The sequence below is a fragment of the Sphingosinicella sp. BN140058 genome (assembly GCF_004135585.1).
Lineage (GTDB): Bacteria > Pseudomonadota > Alphaproteobacteria > Sphingomonadales > Sphingomonadaceae > Allosphingosinicella.
In genome coordinates, this window is sequence record NZ_CP035501.1 from 2,460,192 (window position 1) to 2,475,666 (window position 15,475).

At 66.5% G+C, this 15,475-nt stretch carries 9 protein-coding genes and 1 pseudogene; 6 read left to right on the forward strand and 4 right to left on the reverse strand.

Annotation, left to right across the window (positions count from 1 at the left end; genetic code table 11):
* Positions 1–2 precede the first annotated feature (2 nt).
* The 3 genes and pseudogenes from ETR14_RS11180 to ETR14_RS29725 form a co-directional block, all read left to right on the forward strand.
* Positions 3–1,040 (forward strand): lysozyme inhibitor LprI family protein, encoded by a 1,038-nt coding sequence (locus tag ETR14_RS11180; RefSeq protein WP_129384677.1) that lies wholly within the window; start codon positions 3–5, stop codon positions 1,038–1,040.
* A 20-nt stretch (positions 1,041–1,060) separates the two neighbouring features.
* A complete protein-coding gene (locus ETR14_RS11185) occupies positions 1,061–2,107 on the forward strand; it encodes an FkbM family methyltransferase (RefSeq protein ID WP_165356406.1) in 1,047 nt (348 codons plus the stop codon).
* A 44-nt stretch (positions 2,108–2,151) separates the two neighbouring features.
* Positions 2,152–2,298, forward strand: a pseudogene (locus tag ETR14_RS29725) (hypothetical protein); the annotation flags it as partial.
* Positions 2,299–2,436: 138 nt separating this feature from the next.
* Here the strand turns inward: ETR14_RS29725 and ETR14_RS29165 are convergent.
* On the reverse strand, positions 2,437–3,228 hold the full coding sequence (locus ETR14_RS29165) for a hypothetical protein (RefSeq protein WP_243455866.1): 792 nt from the start codon (positions 3,226–3,228) through the stop codon (positions 2,437–2,439).
* Positions 3,225–3,962: an alpha/beta fold hydrolase gene (locus tag ETR14_RS11195; protein ID WP_129384680.1), complete on the reverse strand. Its 738-nt coding sequence runs from the start codon at positions 3,960–3,962 to the stop codon at positions 3,225–3,227. The genes ETR14_RS29165 and ETR14_RS11195 overlap by 4 nt, the downstream gene beginning before the upstream one ends.
* A 104-nt stretch (positions 3,963–4,066) precedes the next feature.
* On the opposite strand from ETR14_RS11195, the gene thrS reads away from it, so the two are divergent.
* The 3 genes from thrS (at position 4,067) to ETR14_RS11210 (ending at position 9,929) form a co-directional block, all read left to right on the forward strand.
* A complete protein-coding gene (gene thrS, locus ETR14_RS11200; protein ID WP_129384681.1) occupies positions 4,067–6,073 on the forward strand; it encodes a threonine--tRNA ligase in 2,007 nt (668 codons plus the stop codon).
* 164 nt (positions 6,074–6,237) lie between these two features.
* Positions 6,238–6,768 carry a translation initiation factor IF-3 gene (infC, locus tag ETR14_RS11205; RefSeq protein ID WP_106511856.1) on the forward strand — a complete coding sequence of 177 codons (531 nt, stop codon included), beginning with the start codon at positions 6,238–6,240 and terminating at the stop codon, positions 6,766–6,768.
* A 332-nt stretch (positions 6,769–7,100) separates the two neighbouring features.
* Positions 7,101–9,929, forward strand: a complete 2,829-nt coding sequence (locus ETR14_RS11210) for a TonB-dependent receptor (RefSeq protein WP_129384682.1) — start codon at positions 7,101–7,103, stop codon at positions 9,927–9,929.
* Between the two features lie 94 nt (positions 9,930–10,023).
* Here the strand turns inward: ETR14_RS11210 and ETR14_RS11215 are convergent, their stop codons facing one another.
* Positions 10,024–12,783: a [protein-PII] uridylyltransferase gene (locus tag ETR14_RS11215; protein WP_129384683.1), complete on the reverse strand. Its 2,760-nt coding sequence runs from the start codon at positions 12,781–12,783 to the stop codon at positions 10,024–10,026.
* Entirely contained in the window at positions 12,780–15,353 is a 2,574-nt protein-coding gene (mutS, locus tag ETR14_RS11220) for a DNA mismatch repair protein MutS (protein ID WP_129391710.1), read from the reverse strand. The genes ETR14_RS11215 and mutS overlap by 4 nt, the downstream gene beginning before the upstream one ends.
* Positions 15,354–15,475: the final 122 nt, after the last annotated feature.

Below are 15,475 nucleotides of genomic sequence, written 5' to 3' on the forward strand. Positions count from 1 at the left end.
GCATGAAGCTTGTTGCTGAATTGATGGCTTTGGCCGGGCTCGCCGTCGCCGTCGCCGCGGCTCCGCCGGCCTATGATTGGGGCGACGACACCAGCGAGCTTTCGCAGAAGCTGCAGGAATCGAAGGCGCTCTGCCGCGCCGTGCGGACGCGGGAGCCGCCGCCGGCGGATCGCCCGGACGCCCGCACCGCCGCCGCGCTCAAGGGCTGCGATTCCGAGGCGCTTTATTACGGGATTGGAATCAAGGCGGATCCGATCAAGGCGCGGCAATGCGCCTTCTTGGAGCGAGACGCCGGTGACGAAGGGGTGATGGCCGGAAGCACGATGCTGATGACCATCTATGCCAACGGCATGGGCGCCAAGCGTGACCTCGATGTGGCCACCCACCTCGCCTGCGGGATCGAAGGCTCGGTGATGGAATCGGATGGCCGCGTTCTGCATCTCGCCGAGCTCAAGGCGAAGAAATGGTCCGGGAGCGATTTCCACTTCTGCGACGACATCACCAGCGGCCTCGCGATGGGCTATTGCTCCGCGCATTCCGCCCGGATCGACGGGGCGAAGCGCGATGCCGCGCTCTCGGCTGTGATCGGCCGCTGGAGCCCCGCTGAGCGCCAGGCCTTCGCCAAGCTCCAGCAGGCGCAAACCGCCTTCGTCGACGCCCACGGCCAGGGCGAAGTCGATCTGTCCGGCACTGCGCGTGCTGCCATGCAGATCGCTTCGGAGGAGCGCTTGAAGCGCGACTTCCTGGACACGCTCCAGCGCCTCTCCAGCGGGAAAGCGCCGGCGTTCTCGACGGCGCAGTATCGCGCCGCAGACACCCGCCTGAACGCCGCGTACCGGAAGGCATTGGCCGGAGTGGAGGGCGAGGATTTCCCCGGCGCGGTCACCCGCACCGGCATCCGTGACGCCCAGCGCGCTTGGCTGCGCTATCGGGATGCTTTCCTCGCCTTCGCCAAGATCAAGTTTCCGAGCCTGCCCTCCGACAGTCTTGCTGCATGGCTCACCGACAAGCGCACGGAGATGCTCGAGACGCCCGAATAGCACGAGGTCAAGCGCGCGGCTTGGTCTCCGTCTTCGCTGGTTTCAGTGTGGCAGAGCCTGCGCTGTCGGCGCAGATCGCCGCCACCGCCGCCTTTCCCGCTTCCGAATCCGGGGCGGGGCGCACGGCCCGGTGCGGTCGGCGCGATCATCGACGGCACCACCCGCACACCGGCTGGCGAAGACTTTCTAGGCGCAGCGGCGCCGGCGCTTGCCAAAGCCGCAAGACTCCGCTTCGTACCGTTGCCGCAGGTGATCGTGCGCCGTCGCAGGGAACGCGATCCGGCTCGCGCGGCATCAACACGGGGCAGGAACGGAAGGCGGGACCCATGGGGATTGTTTCACTGGCACGGCGATTTGTGTCGCTGCCGCCGACGGACCGGCGCTATTATCTCCAGCGCTTTCTCGACCTGAAGGTGCACGCGCGCTCGGGCTTCTCGCAGTTCGGTGAGGACGCTTCGATTGCGGCCTATCTGCGCACGCTGGGACGGACTTGCCGATTCTATGTCGATATCGGAGCCAACCGCCCAGTACTCCATTCCAATACCTACCTGTTCTACCGGGATGGCGCCTCCGGTGTGCTCGTCGAGGCCAACCCGCTTCTGACCGCGAGGCTACGCAAGAAGCGACCCCGGGACAGGGTCGTCAACCGCGGCGTTCTTGCCGAGGGGAGCGGCACGATCGACCTCCACGTGATGGACATGGACGGTCTGTCGACGCTTTCCTCGGAATGGGAGGAGCGGATCGTATCGCGCGGGCTCGCGAGGAGCGAGCAGGTGGTTCAGGTCGCGGTGATTGGGATCAACGATCTTCTCGAGGCTGAAGTAGGCACGAAGGCCATCGACCTCGCCTCGATCGATATCGAAGGCTTGGATTTCGATGTCCTTTCGGCGTGGAATTTTGACCGTTGGCGCCCGTTCCTGTTCTGTGTTGAGACGGGACAGGTCGATCCCGAGCGATACGGCAAGGACAGACGGTTCCACGACCTGCTCGGCAGCAGCGGCTACGAGCCGCTGTTCGAAACTTTCGCCAACACCATCTTCGTCGACCGGCTCGCCAAGCCCGCCTAGCGCTACGGGAAGAGCCGCGATTAGGAAGCGGAGGTTCCATCAAAATGCTCGACCGAAGTTGGTCAGTCATTCACGATCGCCGACCGCGAGGCCGAAGCTGCGATCGTGCCGCCGACGCACGGTTGAACGCCGCCTATCGCAAGGCGCTTGCCGGGGCCGAAAGCGAGGAATTACCCGTTGCGGTCACCCGCACCCGCACCCGCATCTGCGACGCCCAGCGCGCGTGGCTGCGTTACCGGGACGCGTTCCTGGCTCTTGCCAAAATCAAGTTTCCGACCCTGTCTCCGGACAGGCTCGTAGCCTCGCAGCCTCGCAGGCTGGCTGACGGATCAGGCGCGCGGCTTGTCCGCTGCGCTTGGCGGCGGTGCCGGCGTACGGGGAGAGCTTTCGCTGTTGGCGGCGATCGCCGCCGCAGCGGCCTTGCCCGCGTCGGAATCCGGCGCCGCGCGCATCGCCCGCGCGAACAGTCCCTGCGCCGCCTCCAGCTCGCCCGAGACGCCCGCGATGTTGCCCGCTTCGAGCAGGATCGGCGCTTCGCCCGGGGCGAGCTCGACCGCCTTGGCGATATCCTTCTGCGCGCGCGGCAGATCGTTCTGGCGCCGCGCCAGGGCGGCGGAGAGATACCAGGCGAACGGATCGGCGGGGACCAGTTGCAGGCTCTTGTCGATGTCGACGCGGGCGCCGACAAGATCACCCGCTTGCACGGCGGCACGGGCACGATCGAGATGCACCTCGCCGCGCAGCTCGGAGGTAAGGGTCGGGCTGGCGAGCGCCGCGTCCAGCGCCTTGCGCGCATTGACGCCCTGGCCGGCGGCGAGCCAGGCGTTGCCGGCCTGCGCCCAGAAATCCGCGCTGCGCAGATCCTTGGTCGATTCGGCCTCGCGTGCCGCGGCCTCCATCGTCGTGGCGGCGGCATCCCAGCGTCCGGCGGCCGAATAGGCCAGGCCGAGGCAGGCCCGGGCATCGAGGCCGCCGCCCTTGATCCGCCACTGGTCGGCTGCGGCGATCGCAGCCTCGGGAGATTGCTTGACCAAGGCGGCGCATTCGGCCGAGGTCTTGAGGGGCGCGGAAGCGGGTGCGGCCTGCACGGCGGCGGCGAAAGCGAGCAGGATGGGAGTCACGGTCTCTCCAGGAGAGTTGCCACCGTCGCGATCAGCAAAGCGATGTCCTCCGGACGCGACAGGCGATGATCCCCGCCCTTGACGAGTTGCGTCTGCATGTCGGCTGAACGGAGCATCTCCATCAGGGTGAGCGAGAGCCGCCAGGGCACATCGGCATCCGCGGTGCCGTGGAGCAGGCGGACGGGGCAGTCGATCGCCACCTCTCGATCAAGCAGCTTGAGGCTTTCGCCGCTCTCCCAGAATGTGCGGGTGGTGACGTAGGGCGCGTCGGAATAAGGCGAGATCTCCTCGACCCGCCCCTTCTCGCGCAGTTCGGCTTTCTGCGCGTCGGTGAAGCCCCAGTCGGTGAAATCCGGCGCCGCGGCGATGCCGACCAGACCCTCGACGCGCTCCGGGCGGGCGATCGCCGCCAACAGCATCAGCCAGCCGCCCATCGACGACCCGACCAGCACCACCGGCCCCTGTGCAACCGAATCGATCATCGCCAGCGCATCGTCGCGCCAGTCGGCGAGGCCCTGATCCTCGAAGCGCCCGTCGCTGAGGCCGCAGCCGGCATAATCGAAGCGCAGCATCGCGCGCCCCTGGGCCTCGGCCCACGCATCGAGCGCGGTCGCCTTGCTCCCGTCCATGTCGGACATGTAGCCGGGCAAAAAGACGAGGGTGGGCCCGCGGCCGGCGCGGTGACGGTAGGCGAGGCGGCGGCCCCGCGTTTGGAGGTGACGAAGTTCGGTCATGCCGCGCTGTAGCCCAGCCGGGACCGCCGCCGAAAGCGCGCGCATCGGGAAATCGAAGCGCAGGACTGGAGGAAGCGGGAACGGAACGCTACATGCACGCCGTCATGACCAAGCCTTTCCAGATCCGCCTGCCCGATGGTTCCGTTCGCGAGGTCGAGCCGGGGACTACGCCGGGCGACATCGCCGCCGCGATCGGCCCCGGCCTCGCCAAGGCGGCGCTCGCCGCTCGCGTCAACGGCGAGCTGCGCGACCTGAACCGTCCGCTCGAGGGCGATGCCGAGCTCGCGCTCGTCACCGCGCGCGACGAGAAGGAGGCGCTCGAGCTCGTCCGCCACGATTATGCGCACGTCCTCGCCGAGGCGGTGCAGAATCTGTTCCCCGGCACGCAGATCACGTTCGGACCGGCGACCGAGGACGGCTTCTATTACGATTTCGCGCCGGCGGCGGGGCGCGGGCCGTTCACCGACGAGGATCTGCCGGCGATCGAGGCCGAAATGCGCCGGGTGATCGCCCAGGACGCACCGCTGATTCGCGAGGTCTGGACTCGCGATCAGGTCCGCGACTTCTTCGAGAAGAGCGGCGAAAGCTTCAAGGCCGAGTGGGTGATGGAGCTGCCGGAGCAGGAGACGATCACCATGTATCGCTCCGGCGAGTGGGTCGATCTCTGCCGCGGTCCGCACCTCGCCTCGACCGGCAAGCTCGATCCGAACGCGTTCAGGCTGACCCGGGTCTCCGGCGCCTATTGGCGCGGCGATCAGAAGAACGCGATGCTGTCGCGTATCTACGGCACCGGCTGGCTCAACAAGAAGCAGCTCGATGCTCACCTGGTTCGGCTCGAGGAGGCCGCCAAGCGCGACCATCGCCGCATCGGCCAGGAGATGGACCTGTTCCACCTTCAGTCCGAAGCGCAGGGCTCGGTGTTCTGGCACCCGAACGGCTATGTCGTCTGGCGCGCGCTCGAAGCCTATATGCGGCGCCGCCTGGACGCGACCGGCTATCGCGAGGTCAAGACTCCGCAGCTGATGGACGCCCGCCAGTGGGAGCAATCGGGTCACTGGGGCAAGTATCGCGAGAACATGTTCGTCGTGCCGGACGAGATCCCGAGCACCGAGGACGAGGCCCCGGTGCTGTCCGGCGACGCCGATCTGATGGCGCTCAAGCCGATGAACTGCCCGGCGCACGTGCTGATCTTCCGCCAGGGCATCAAATCCTATCGCGATCTGCCGATCCGCATGGCCGAATTCGGCTGCTGCCACCGCAACGAGCCCCACGGCGCCCTGCACGGCATCATGCGCGTGCGCCAGTTCACCCAGGACGATGCCCACATCTTCTGCCGCGAAGACCAGCTGATCGACGAAATTCGGGAATTCTGCGATCTGCTCGACAGCATCTATCGCGATCTCGGCTTCGACAATTACGCGATCAAGCTCGCGCTTCGCCCGGATCAGCGCTTCGGCTCCGACGCCGATTGGGACAAGGCGGAGCAGATCCTTCGAGACGCCGTCCGTGCCGCCGGCCGCGATACCGAGGATTACGGCTGGGAAGAGCTTCCCGGCGAAGGCGCCTTCTATGCGCCAAAGCTCGAATTCCACCTGCGCGACGCGATCGGGCGGACCTGGCAGGTCGGCACCATCCAGGCGGACACGGTTCTGCCGGAGCGGCTCGATGCGAGCTACATCGGTGAAGACGGCCAACGCCATCGTCCGGTGATGCTCCACCGCGCCATCCTCGGCACCTTCGAGCGCTTCATCGGCATCCTCATCGAGCATCATGCCGGCCGCTTCCCGGCCTGGCTGGCGCCGGTCCAGGCAGTGGTCGCGACGATTGTTTCGGACGCGGACGATTATGCCGACGAAGTCGTGCGGACGCTGCGCGCTGTCGGGCTTCGCGTCGAGGCCGATCTGCGCAACGAGAAGATCAACTACAAGGTCCGCGAACACAGCTTGAAGAAGGTCCCGAACCTGCTCGTCATCGGCAAGCGCGAGGCGGAAGAGCGCACCGTGGCACTTCGCCCGCTCGGCGTCGACGCGCGGCAGGAGGTGCTTTCACTGGACGCGCTGGTCGCGCGGCTGGTCGCCGAGGCGACGCCGCCGGATCTTCGCCCGAACTGAGCGTTCGCAGGCGTCGACCGAACGCAGCGGCGGCAATGTTGCCCCGCTGCGACGGCGCGAAAAAATGACTCGGCTGGTCACCGCTCCATCTTTCAATCAGGGGCGGGATTGACTACCTGTGCCCCTGAATAGGTCTAGATGGAGATTTTGCTATACGTCCGCCAATGATGAGGCGCCCTGTCGCCCCGCCGATGAACGGTCCTCGCTTCAACGAATTCATCTCCGTGCCGCGTGTGCGCGTGATCGATGAGAATGGCGAGAATCTCGGCGTAATGCTCACCGCCGAAGCGATGGAGCAGGCTGCGGAAGTCGGCCTCGACCTGGTCGAGGTCTCACCGGGCGCCGATCCGCCCGTGTGCAAGTTCCTCGATGTAGGCAAGTTCAAGTACGAGGCGCAGAAAAAGGCGAACCTCGCCCGCAAGTCGCAGAAGACGCAGGAGATCAAGGAGATCAAGATGCGTCCGAACATCGACGATCACGATTACGACACCAAGATGAAGAAGGTCGTCGACTTCATCAAGGAAGGCGACAAGGTGAAGATCACCCTGCGCTTCCGTGGTCGCGAGCTCGCCCATGGTCAGCTCGGCATGCAGCTTCTCCACCGGGTGCAGGAAGGCGTGGCGGAAATCGCCAAGGTCGAGCAGCATCCGCGCATGGAAGGCCGGCAGATGCTGATGGTGCTGTCGCCGCGCTGATTCGTGGCGACCGCCGGTTCGTCGAGCCGGTGAAGCTGCCGAACCCGCCTTCGCGCGCTGCGATCGTACCGAATAGCGGTGCAAATCGGGACAAACAGCCGCTCCTCGAAGTCTGCCGCTGCAGACGCTCGAGGGGCGGCTTTTTGCATCGCATGAGGATGCCGTAGCGGAAGCACTTCTCTATGGTTTCTGTCCGCAACCGATAATGTTGCGCAAACGCCATGAATTCGTCGGAATCGGCGGAAAAGCGCCGTTTCCAGCTTCCTGACCGCTGCATCTTTCATTAGCCTCTCAAAAAAACAGACAAAAAGTCGTTTGAGGGAGGATGCACTATGTCGAAGTCCTTTTGGCTTCTGTCGGCCGGGATCGCCGCAATGGCCGCCGCGCCGGCCTATGCGCAGGACAATACGCCCGAGGGTCAGGGGCCGGACAGCGCCACGGCAGCGAGTGGCGCGGTCCAGCAGGGCAGCCCCAATCAGGGCGCTGCCGCAGATGAGGGCGGGCAGACCGGCAACGAAATCATCATCACCGCCAATCGGCGCGCCAGCCCTCTGTCGGACGTGCCGATCGCCGTCAGCGCGGTGACTGCGGAGAGTCTGCAGAATTCGGGTGCCACCGACATCCGCACCCTCAACCAGCTCGCGCCGTCGCTGCTCGTCTCGTCGACCGGCACGGAGGCCAACGGCTCGGCCCGTATCCGCGGCATCGGCACCGTCGGCGACAACCCCGGGCTTGAGAGCTCGGTCGCGGTCTTCATCGACGGCGTCTATCGGAGCCGCACCGGCGTCGGCCTCAACGAACTCGGCGAGATCGAGCGGGTCGAAGTTCTGCGCGGTCCGCAGGGCACGTTGTTCGGCCGCAACGCTTCGGCCGGCCTGATCAACATCGTGTCGAAGAAGCCCGCCTTCGAGTTCGGCGGCGGCGGGGAGGTCACCTACGGCAATTACGATCTGTGGCGCTTTGCCGGCGGCATCACCGGCCCGATCACAGATACTCTCGCCTTCCGCCTGGACGGCGTCGCCGTCCAGCGCGACGGCTTCTACCGCAACATCACCCAGGGCGGCGACAGCGAGAGCGAGGTCAACGATCGCGATCGCTACTTCGTGCGCGGACAATTGCTGTTCCAGCCCAGCGAGGATCTCAGCTTCCGGCTGATCGGCGACTACACGCATCGCAACGAGAGCTGCTGCGCCGCCGTCTATGTCGCCACCAAGGAAACGGTCGATCCCACCGCCAACCCGACGACGCCCGGTTTCAACACCGACGGCGCCTTCGCGCTCAGTCCCAGCAACCGCATCGTCGACGTTCTGCGCAGGCTCGGCGGCGTCGTCAGCTTTCCGCCCGCCGATCCTTATGATCGCGAGGTCACGCTGAGCCCCAACCGCACCTTCAAGAACACGACCAAGGATTGGGGTCTTTCCGGCGAGCTCAACTACGATTTCGGCGGCGCGACTTTGACCTCGATCAGCGCCTATCGCTATTACAAATCCGGCGGTGCGGGCGACGTCGACTACTCCAACGTCGACATCACCTATCGCGCCGACGACGGCCTTGCCTACCGCCGGTTCAAAACCTTCACCCAGGAACTGCGCCTGCAGGGTGCGGCGTTCAACGACAAGCTCGACTGGCTGATCGGCGGCTATTACGCCAACGAGAAACTGCAGGTGTCCGACAATCTGAAGTTCGGCACGCAATATGGCGCCTTCGCATCGTGCCGGATCGTCGCGACGATCAATCCCAATCCGGTGCTTCGCGATCCGACCCGGGCGGGCTGCCTCAGCCCCACCGGCCGCGCGATCCTCTCCGGGCTCGTCCCCGGCACCACGCCGGCCTTCGGCCCGGCGACCCCGCTCGTCCTCGGCGGTATCGACCGCCTGTCCACCCTCAACGACCTCGGCGACCAGCGCGCCATCTACAATCAGTCGAGCGAGAACTGGGCGCTGTTCACCCACAATATCTTCAACATCACCGACGGCCTCAGCCTGACTCTCGGCGCGCGCTACACCCACGAGCGCAAGGAGTTCGACGCCAGCTTCAACAACAACAACAATGTCTGTCCGGCGCAGCAGGCCGCGCTCGGGCCTCTGCTCGCCAATCCGGCGCTCGGCGCCATTGCCGGCGGCATCGTCACCCTGACCTGCACCGGCAATTCGAGTTCGAGCCTCAACGGCCTCGCCCTAAACGACGATTTCAGCGAGAGCGAATGGACGGGAACGGCGGTGCTGTCGTGGAAGCCGACGCCGCGGCTGATGACCTATGCCAGCTATTCGAAGGGCTACAAGGCCGGCGGCTACAATCTCGACCGTTCGGATCTCGGCGGCATCAACGGCGTCTTCTCGCCGCGCACCAATGCCGACGCTCCCGGCCTGCGCTTCGAACCGGAGAAGGTCGACGCGTTCGAACTCGGCGCCAAGTGGAACCTGCGCAAGTTCAACCTGAACGTCGCCGCCTTCCGGCAGGAGTTCAAGACCTTCCAGCTCAACACGTTCAACGGCTCGATCTTCATCGTCCAGAACATCGCGTCCTGCTCCGACGATCTGAACGGTGCCGACATGGACAACAGCGCGACCACCGGCGTCTGCACCGGCAAGACCAAGGCCGGCGTGATTTCGCAGGGCGTCGAGCTGGAAGCCTCTTTGTTCCCGTCACCGGATCTCGCGATCACCGCCGGCTACACCTATGCCGACACCCACTATAAGCGGAACCTGGTCGGCAGCTCCGAAGGCGAGGCGCTCAGCCCGGCCCTGTTCCTGCTGCCGGGCAGCCAGCTTTCCAACGCTCCGAAGAATGTCGTGACGACCTCGATGTCGTTCACGCCCGACATCGGCACCAGCGGCCTTTCGGGCCTGGTCTACGTCGATGCCCGCATGACCTCGGACTTCAACACCGGCTCCGATCTGTTCCCGGAAAAGGCGCAGGACGGCTTCACCGTGGTCAATGCCCGCGTCGGCATTCGCGGACCCGGTCAGCGCTGGGCGCTGGAATTCTGGGGCCAGAACATCTTCAACGTCCAATATCAGCAGGTCGCTTTCAACACGCCGTTCCAGGGCGCCGGCAGCATTGCCCAGACCCAGGCCTTCGGCTCGGTCGGCAACCAGCTGTTCTCGTCCTTCCTGGCCGAACCGCGCACCTACGGCGTGACCGGCCGGTTCAAGTTCTGATCCAGGTTTCGGCCTCTCGGGGCCGAGGATGCCTAACAGGGGGAAGGGCCCTCGGCAGCCGCCGGGGGCCCTTTTCCGTCTTTCCGCAAGCGGATCAGGCGGCTTTCTGTCCGGCGGCGGGCTCGGACGCGGCTTTCAGCAATCGCTCCTGCAGCGCCTTGAGCCTGGTTGGGGAGACGATCTTCTCCCGCGCGGCATCGGTCAGGTAGAAAACGTCGACGGCCCGCTCGCCATAGGTGGCGATATGGGCCGAATGGACGATGATCTTCAGATCGTAGAGGGCGCGGGCGAGGCCGCTGAGCAGCGCCGCGCGGTCGCGCGCGTTGATCTCGACAACCGTGTAGCGGCTCGACGCATTGTTATCGATGAACACTTCGGGATGGACCGGGAAGGCTTCGGCGCGGGCGAGCGGCAGCGCCCGCGATTCGAGCCGCTCCATCGGGATCTCGGCCCCCTCGACCGCGCGCAGCACCATCTCCTCGAGGCGTTTCAGCTGGTGCCGATCCGCATAAGGGCCCCCGCTGGGCTCCTGGATCAGGAAATTGTCGATCGCCATGCCGTCATTGGTGGTGTGGATCCGCGCGTCGATGATGTTGCCGCCGGCAAGGCTGATCGCACCGGTAAGCCGGAAGAACAGGCCGCGGCGATCGGGCGCATAGACCGAAACCAGAGTGGCCCCGCGCTCGGTCTGGACCGAGGTCGAGATCGGGCATTCTACGCCGGGTGCGCGATCGCAGGCGTCCATCAGCCTGGCGTTGCGTTCGATGACCTCGATCGGCTCGGCCAGGAAATAGCTTCCGGGCAGCCGCCAGACGAGGCGTTCGAACCGGCTCTCGTCCCACTTGAGCCGTCCTGCGAGCTCCGCCTGGATCTCCGCGATCCGCTCCTTGCGGCCGGTCTCCTTGTGGCCGAGACGAAGCACCTCCTCGGCGGAATCGAACAATTCGCGCAGCAGCTGCCGCTTCCAGCTGTTCCACACGCCCGGCCCGACCGCCCGGATGTCGACGATGGTGAGCACCAGCAGCAAGCGCAGCCGCTCCAGGCTCTTCACATGCTCTGCGAAGTCCTGGATCGTCTTGGGATCGGAAAGGTCCCGCTTGAACGCGGTCGCCGACATTTGCAGGTGCCAGCGCACCAGCCACGCGACCGCATCCGTCTCGGCTTCGGTCAGGCCGAAACGCGGGCAGAGGCTTTCCGCGATCTCGGCGCCGAGAATCGAATGGTCGCCGCCGCGTCCCTTGGCGATGTCGTGGAGCAGCACCGCCACATAGAGCACGCGCCGCGAGGTGATCGACTTGAAGATGGAGGTGGCGAGCGGATGATCCTCCTTGAGTTCGCCGCGCTCGATCCGCGCGAGCAGGCCGATCGCGCGGATGGTGTGCTCGTCGACGGTATAATGATGGTACATGTCGAACTGCATCTGCGCCACGACACGGCCGAATTCGGGTACGAAGCGGCCGAACACCCCGGCCTCGTTCATCCAGCGCAGCACCGTCTCCGGATCGCGCGGGGAGGTCAGCACGTCGAGAAACAGGGCGTTGGCGCGCGGATCGGCACGCACGTCGCGGTCGATCAGCTTGGCGTCGCGGGCCGCGGCGCGCATCGCCAGCGGGTGGATCTCCAGGCCATCCCGATCGGCCAGCGCGAAGATCTGCAACAGTCTCGCGGGATCGTCCCGAAAGAAATCGTCATTCGGCAGCGCCAGCCGGCCGCGCTCGAGCACGAAGCCGTCGAGCTTGCGCCGCCTGCGGGTGAGCGCCGGAAAGCCGAAGCGCATGCCCCTGCGGGCGAACTTCTCGTCGAGATGGGCGAGGAACACCCCGGTCAGATCGCCGACCATCTTCGCGTGCAGGAAATAGTGCCGCATGAAGCGCTCGACCGGAAAGGTGCCCGGCCGCTGCGCGTAGTTCATCCTTGTCGCGATCTCGCGCTGATAGTCGAAGGTCAGACGCTCCTCGGCGCGATTGGCAACGAGGTGGAGATGGCAGCGCACGGCCCACAGGAAGCGCTCGGCGCGCTGGAACTGGCGCAACTCGTCGGGGGTCAGCAGTCCGACCTCGACCAGTTCGGCGACGCTGCCCACCTTGTAGGCATATTTCCCGATCCAGAACAAAGTGTGGAGGTCGCGAAGGCCGCCCTTGCCCTCCTTGACGTTGGGCTCGACGACGTAGCGGCTGTCGCCCATTCGTTCGTGACGGGCGTTGCGTTCCTGAAGCTTCTCGCTGACGAACTGGCGGACGGTGCCGGCGACCACCTCCTTGTGGAAGCGCTGCTCGCACTCCGCGTAGAGACGCTCGTCGCCCCACAGATAGCGCGCCTCGAGCAACGCGGTGCGCACCGTGTGATCCGCGATCGCGACGGCGATCATCTCGCCCACCGAGCGGCTGGAATGGCCGACTTTGAGGCCGAGATCCCACAGCAAATAGAGCATCGATTCGATGACCTGCTCGGTCCACGGAGTCGGCTTCCACGGGGTCACGAAAGCGATGTCGACGTCGGAGTGGAGCGCCATCTCGCCCCGTCCGTAGCCGCCGACCGCCATCAACAGCAGCCGCTCCGCCTCCGTCGGATTGTGCAGCGGGTAGAGACAGGTGACGATGAAATCGTACGCCAGCCGCAGCACCTGGTCGGTCAGGAAGGCATAGGCCGCCGCCGTCTCGGTGCCCTGCCAGGGCCGCTCCGCGAAGCGGCGCGCGATTTCGGTCCGCCCCGCTTGCATTGCTTCCTTGAGCAGGCGGGTCGCGGCCAGGCGCCGCGCCGCCTCGTCCCCGTCCAGCGCGGCGAGCCGATCGGCAAGCTCGCGGCGGTCGATGATCGCCTTCTTGGCGGGGACGAGGGCGAAGCGGGTCGTCATCCGCCGGCCTCGGCGGCGAGCCGCTTGAGCCGGTAGACCAGCTCAAGCGCGTCGCGGGGGCTCAGCGAATCGGCGTCGATCTCGCTCAAGGCGGCATGAAGCGGATCCACCGCCTCCTCCTCGGCTTGGGCCGCCGCGGCGAACAGCGGCAGATCGTCGAGACCGGCGGCGATCCCGCCGGTCGCGGCCTTGCCCTGCTCGAGCTTGGCGAGCACCGATTTCGCCCGGGCCAGCACCGGTCCGGGCAGGCCGGCGAGCTTCGCCACGGCAAGGCCGTAGCTGCGGTCCGCCGGGCCGCGGCCCAGTTCGTGGAGGAGGACGAGATCGCCTTTCCATTCGCGGGCGCGGACATGGTGGAGCGACAGCGCATCGAGCCGTTCGGCAAGTCTCGTAAGCTCGTGATAGTGGGTGGCGAACAGGCAGCGGCAGCGATTGCGGTCGTGGATCGCTTCCACCACCGCCCATGCGATCGCGAGCCCGTCATAGGTCGAGGTGCCGCGGCCGACCTCGTCGAGAATGACGAAGCTGCGCTCCGTCGCCTGCGACAGGATCGCCGCGGTTTCGACCATCTCAACCATGAAGGTCGATCGTCCGCGCGCGAGATTGTCGGAGGCGCCGACTCGGCTGAACAGACGGTCGACGAGACCCAGCGTCGCGCGCGTGGCCGGAACGTAGGCGCCGGCCTGCGCAAGCACGGCGATCAGCGCATTCTGGCGCAGGAAGGTCGATTTGCCGCCCATGTTCGGGCCGGTGACCAGCCATAGCCGTTCCTGCTCCGACAGCCCGCAATCGTTGGCGACGAAGCGGCCGCCCGACGCGCGCACCGCATCCTCGACGACGGGATGGCGTCCGCCCTCGATCTCGAAGCAATTGTGGCCGACGAAGTGGGGGCGCGACCAACCGCCTTCGATCGCGCGTTCGGCGAGGCTTGCCGAAACGTCGAGCCGGGCGAGCGCATCGGCGGCGGCGGCGATTGCCTCGGCACGCTGCAGCGCCTCCCCGATCAACGTCTCCAGATGGGCGGCTTCGGCCGCCAGCGCATGGGCACCCGCCTGGCCGACCCGCAATGCCTGATCGTGAAGATCGGGGGCGTTGAAGCGCACCGCCCCGGCCATGGTCTGGCGATGGGTGAAACCCGAATCGGCGGCCATCAACGGATCGGCATGCTTGGCCGGCACTTCGATATGGTAGCCGAGCACGCCATTGTGCCGGATCTTGAGCGCGGCGATGCCGGTCCGTTGCCGATACTCCGCCTCCAGCGACGCGATCGCCCGCCGTCCCTCGCCGCCCGTCGCGCGCAATGTATCGAGCGCCGCATCATAGCCTTCGGCGATATAGCCGCCTTGCGCGGCATCGATCGGCGGCGACGGTACCAGAGCGCGCGACAGCAGGTCGACGAGCTCGCCATGGCCGGTGAGCGCCGGCAGCAGCGCCACGAGCAGCGCCGGTTGATCCGGCAATGCGGCCAGCCGCGCATGAAGGCGGCGTGCCTCGCCGAGACCGTCGCGCAGCTGGCCGAGATCGCGCGGGCAGCCGCGGCCGGCCACCAGTCGGCCGAGCGCGCGGCCGATGTCCGGCAGGGCCTTCAGCTGGCGGCGCACAAGATCGCGGCTGCCGGCGTCGCGCTCGAACAGCGTGACGAGATCGAGCCGCGCCTCGATTGCGGCGCGATCGAGCAAGGGTGCGCCGATGTCGGAGGCGAGCAGCCGCGCGCCGGCACCGGTCACGGTCCGGTCGACCGCGTGGAGCAGGCTGCCGGTACGGCCCCCTGACGTCGAGGCGGTCAGCTCGAGGCTCTCGCGGGTCGCCGCATCGATCATCATGTGGTCGCCGGAGGCGCGCACCACCGGCGGCCTCAGGAACGGCACCGACTCGCGGGCGACCTCGTCGAGATAGGTGAGGAGTCCGCCCGCAGCGCAGAGCGCGGGCCGGTCGAAGCTGCCGAAGCCGTCGAGCGTGAGGACATCGAACCGCTCCCTGAGGCGCTTCTCGGCGCTCAGGCTGTCGAACCCGCCGCAGCGCTCCTGGACTTCGACGCCGGCGATCGGCTCGGCGGCGATGATCTCGGCCGCCGCGAGGCGAGCGAGTTCGGCGTCGAGAGACGCGGCAGGGATCGATCCGAGCTCGAACCGCCCGGTTGAAATATCGGCGGCGGCGATGCCGAAGCGCTCGCCCGCCTTCGCGACCGCGACCAGCCAATTGGCCGCGCGGGAATCGAGCAGGGCTTCCTCGGTCAGGGTGCCGGCGGTGACGACCCGGACGATGGCGCGGTTGACCACCGATTTCGATCCGCGTTTCTTCGCCTCGGCCGGGCTCTCCGTCTGCTCGGCGATCGCGACCCGATGTCCCGCCTTGATCAGCCGCGCGAGATAGTTTTCGGCGGCGTGGATCGGCACGCCGCACATCGGAATCGGCGCACCTTGATGTTCGCCGCGCGAGGTGAGGGCGATGTCGAGGCATTGCGCCGCCGCCTTGGCGTCGTCGAAGAACAGTTCGAAGAAGTCGCCCATCCGGTAGAAGAGCAAGCAATCCTGTGTTTGCGCCTTCAGCGTCAGATATTGCGCCATCATCGGAGTCGGCGCGGCGACGCTACGCTCGCCCTCCGCTGTCTCTGTCTTCACCTTCGTCGCCATGGCGCAACGGATAAAGCCTCGCAGCCGAAAGCGGAACGGCTTCCTTCCTTTCGTCCCCA

Excerpts from the sequence above, each read along its gene's own strand:
- ETR14_RS11180 (WP_129384677.1), top strand. The coding sequence starts at position 3 with ATGAAGCTTGTTGCTGAATTGATGGCTTTGGCCGGGCTCGCCGTCGCC.
- ETR14_RS11195 (WP_129384680.1), bottom strand. The coding sequence starts at position 3,962 with ATGACCGAACTTCGTCACCTCCAAACGCGGGGCCGCCGCCTCGCCTAC.
- thrS (WP_129384681.1), top strand. The coding sequence starts at position 4,067 with ATGACCAAGCCTTTCCAGATCCGCCTGCCCGATGGTTCCGTTCGCGAG.
- infC (WP_106511856.1), top strand. The coding sequence starts at position 6,238 with ATGATGAGGCGCCCTGTCGCCCCGCCGATGAACGGTCCTCGCTTCAAC.
- ETR14_RS11210 (WP_129384682.1), top strand. The coding sequence starts at position 7,101 with ATGTCGAAGTCCTTTTGGCTTCTGTCGGCCGGGATCGCCGCAATGGCC.
- ETR14_RS11215 (WP_129384683.1), bottom strand. The coding sequence starts at position 12,783 with ATGACGACCCGCTTCGCCCTCGTCCCCGCCAAGAAGGCGATCATCGAC.
- mutS (WP_129391710.1), bottom strand. The coding sequence starts at position 15,353 with ATGATGGCGCAATATCTGACGCTGAAGGCGCAAACACAGGATTGCTTG.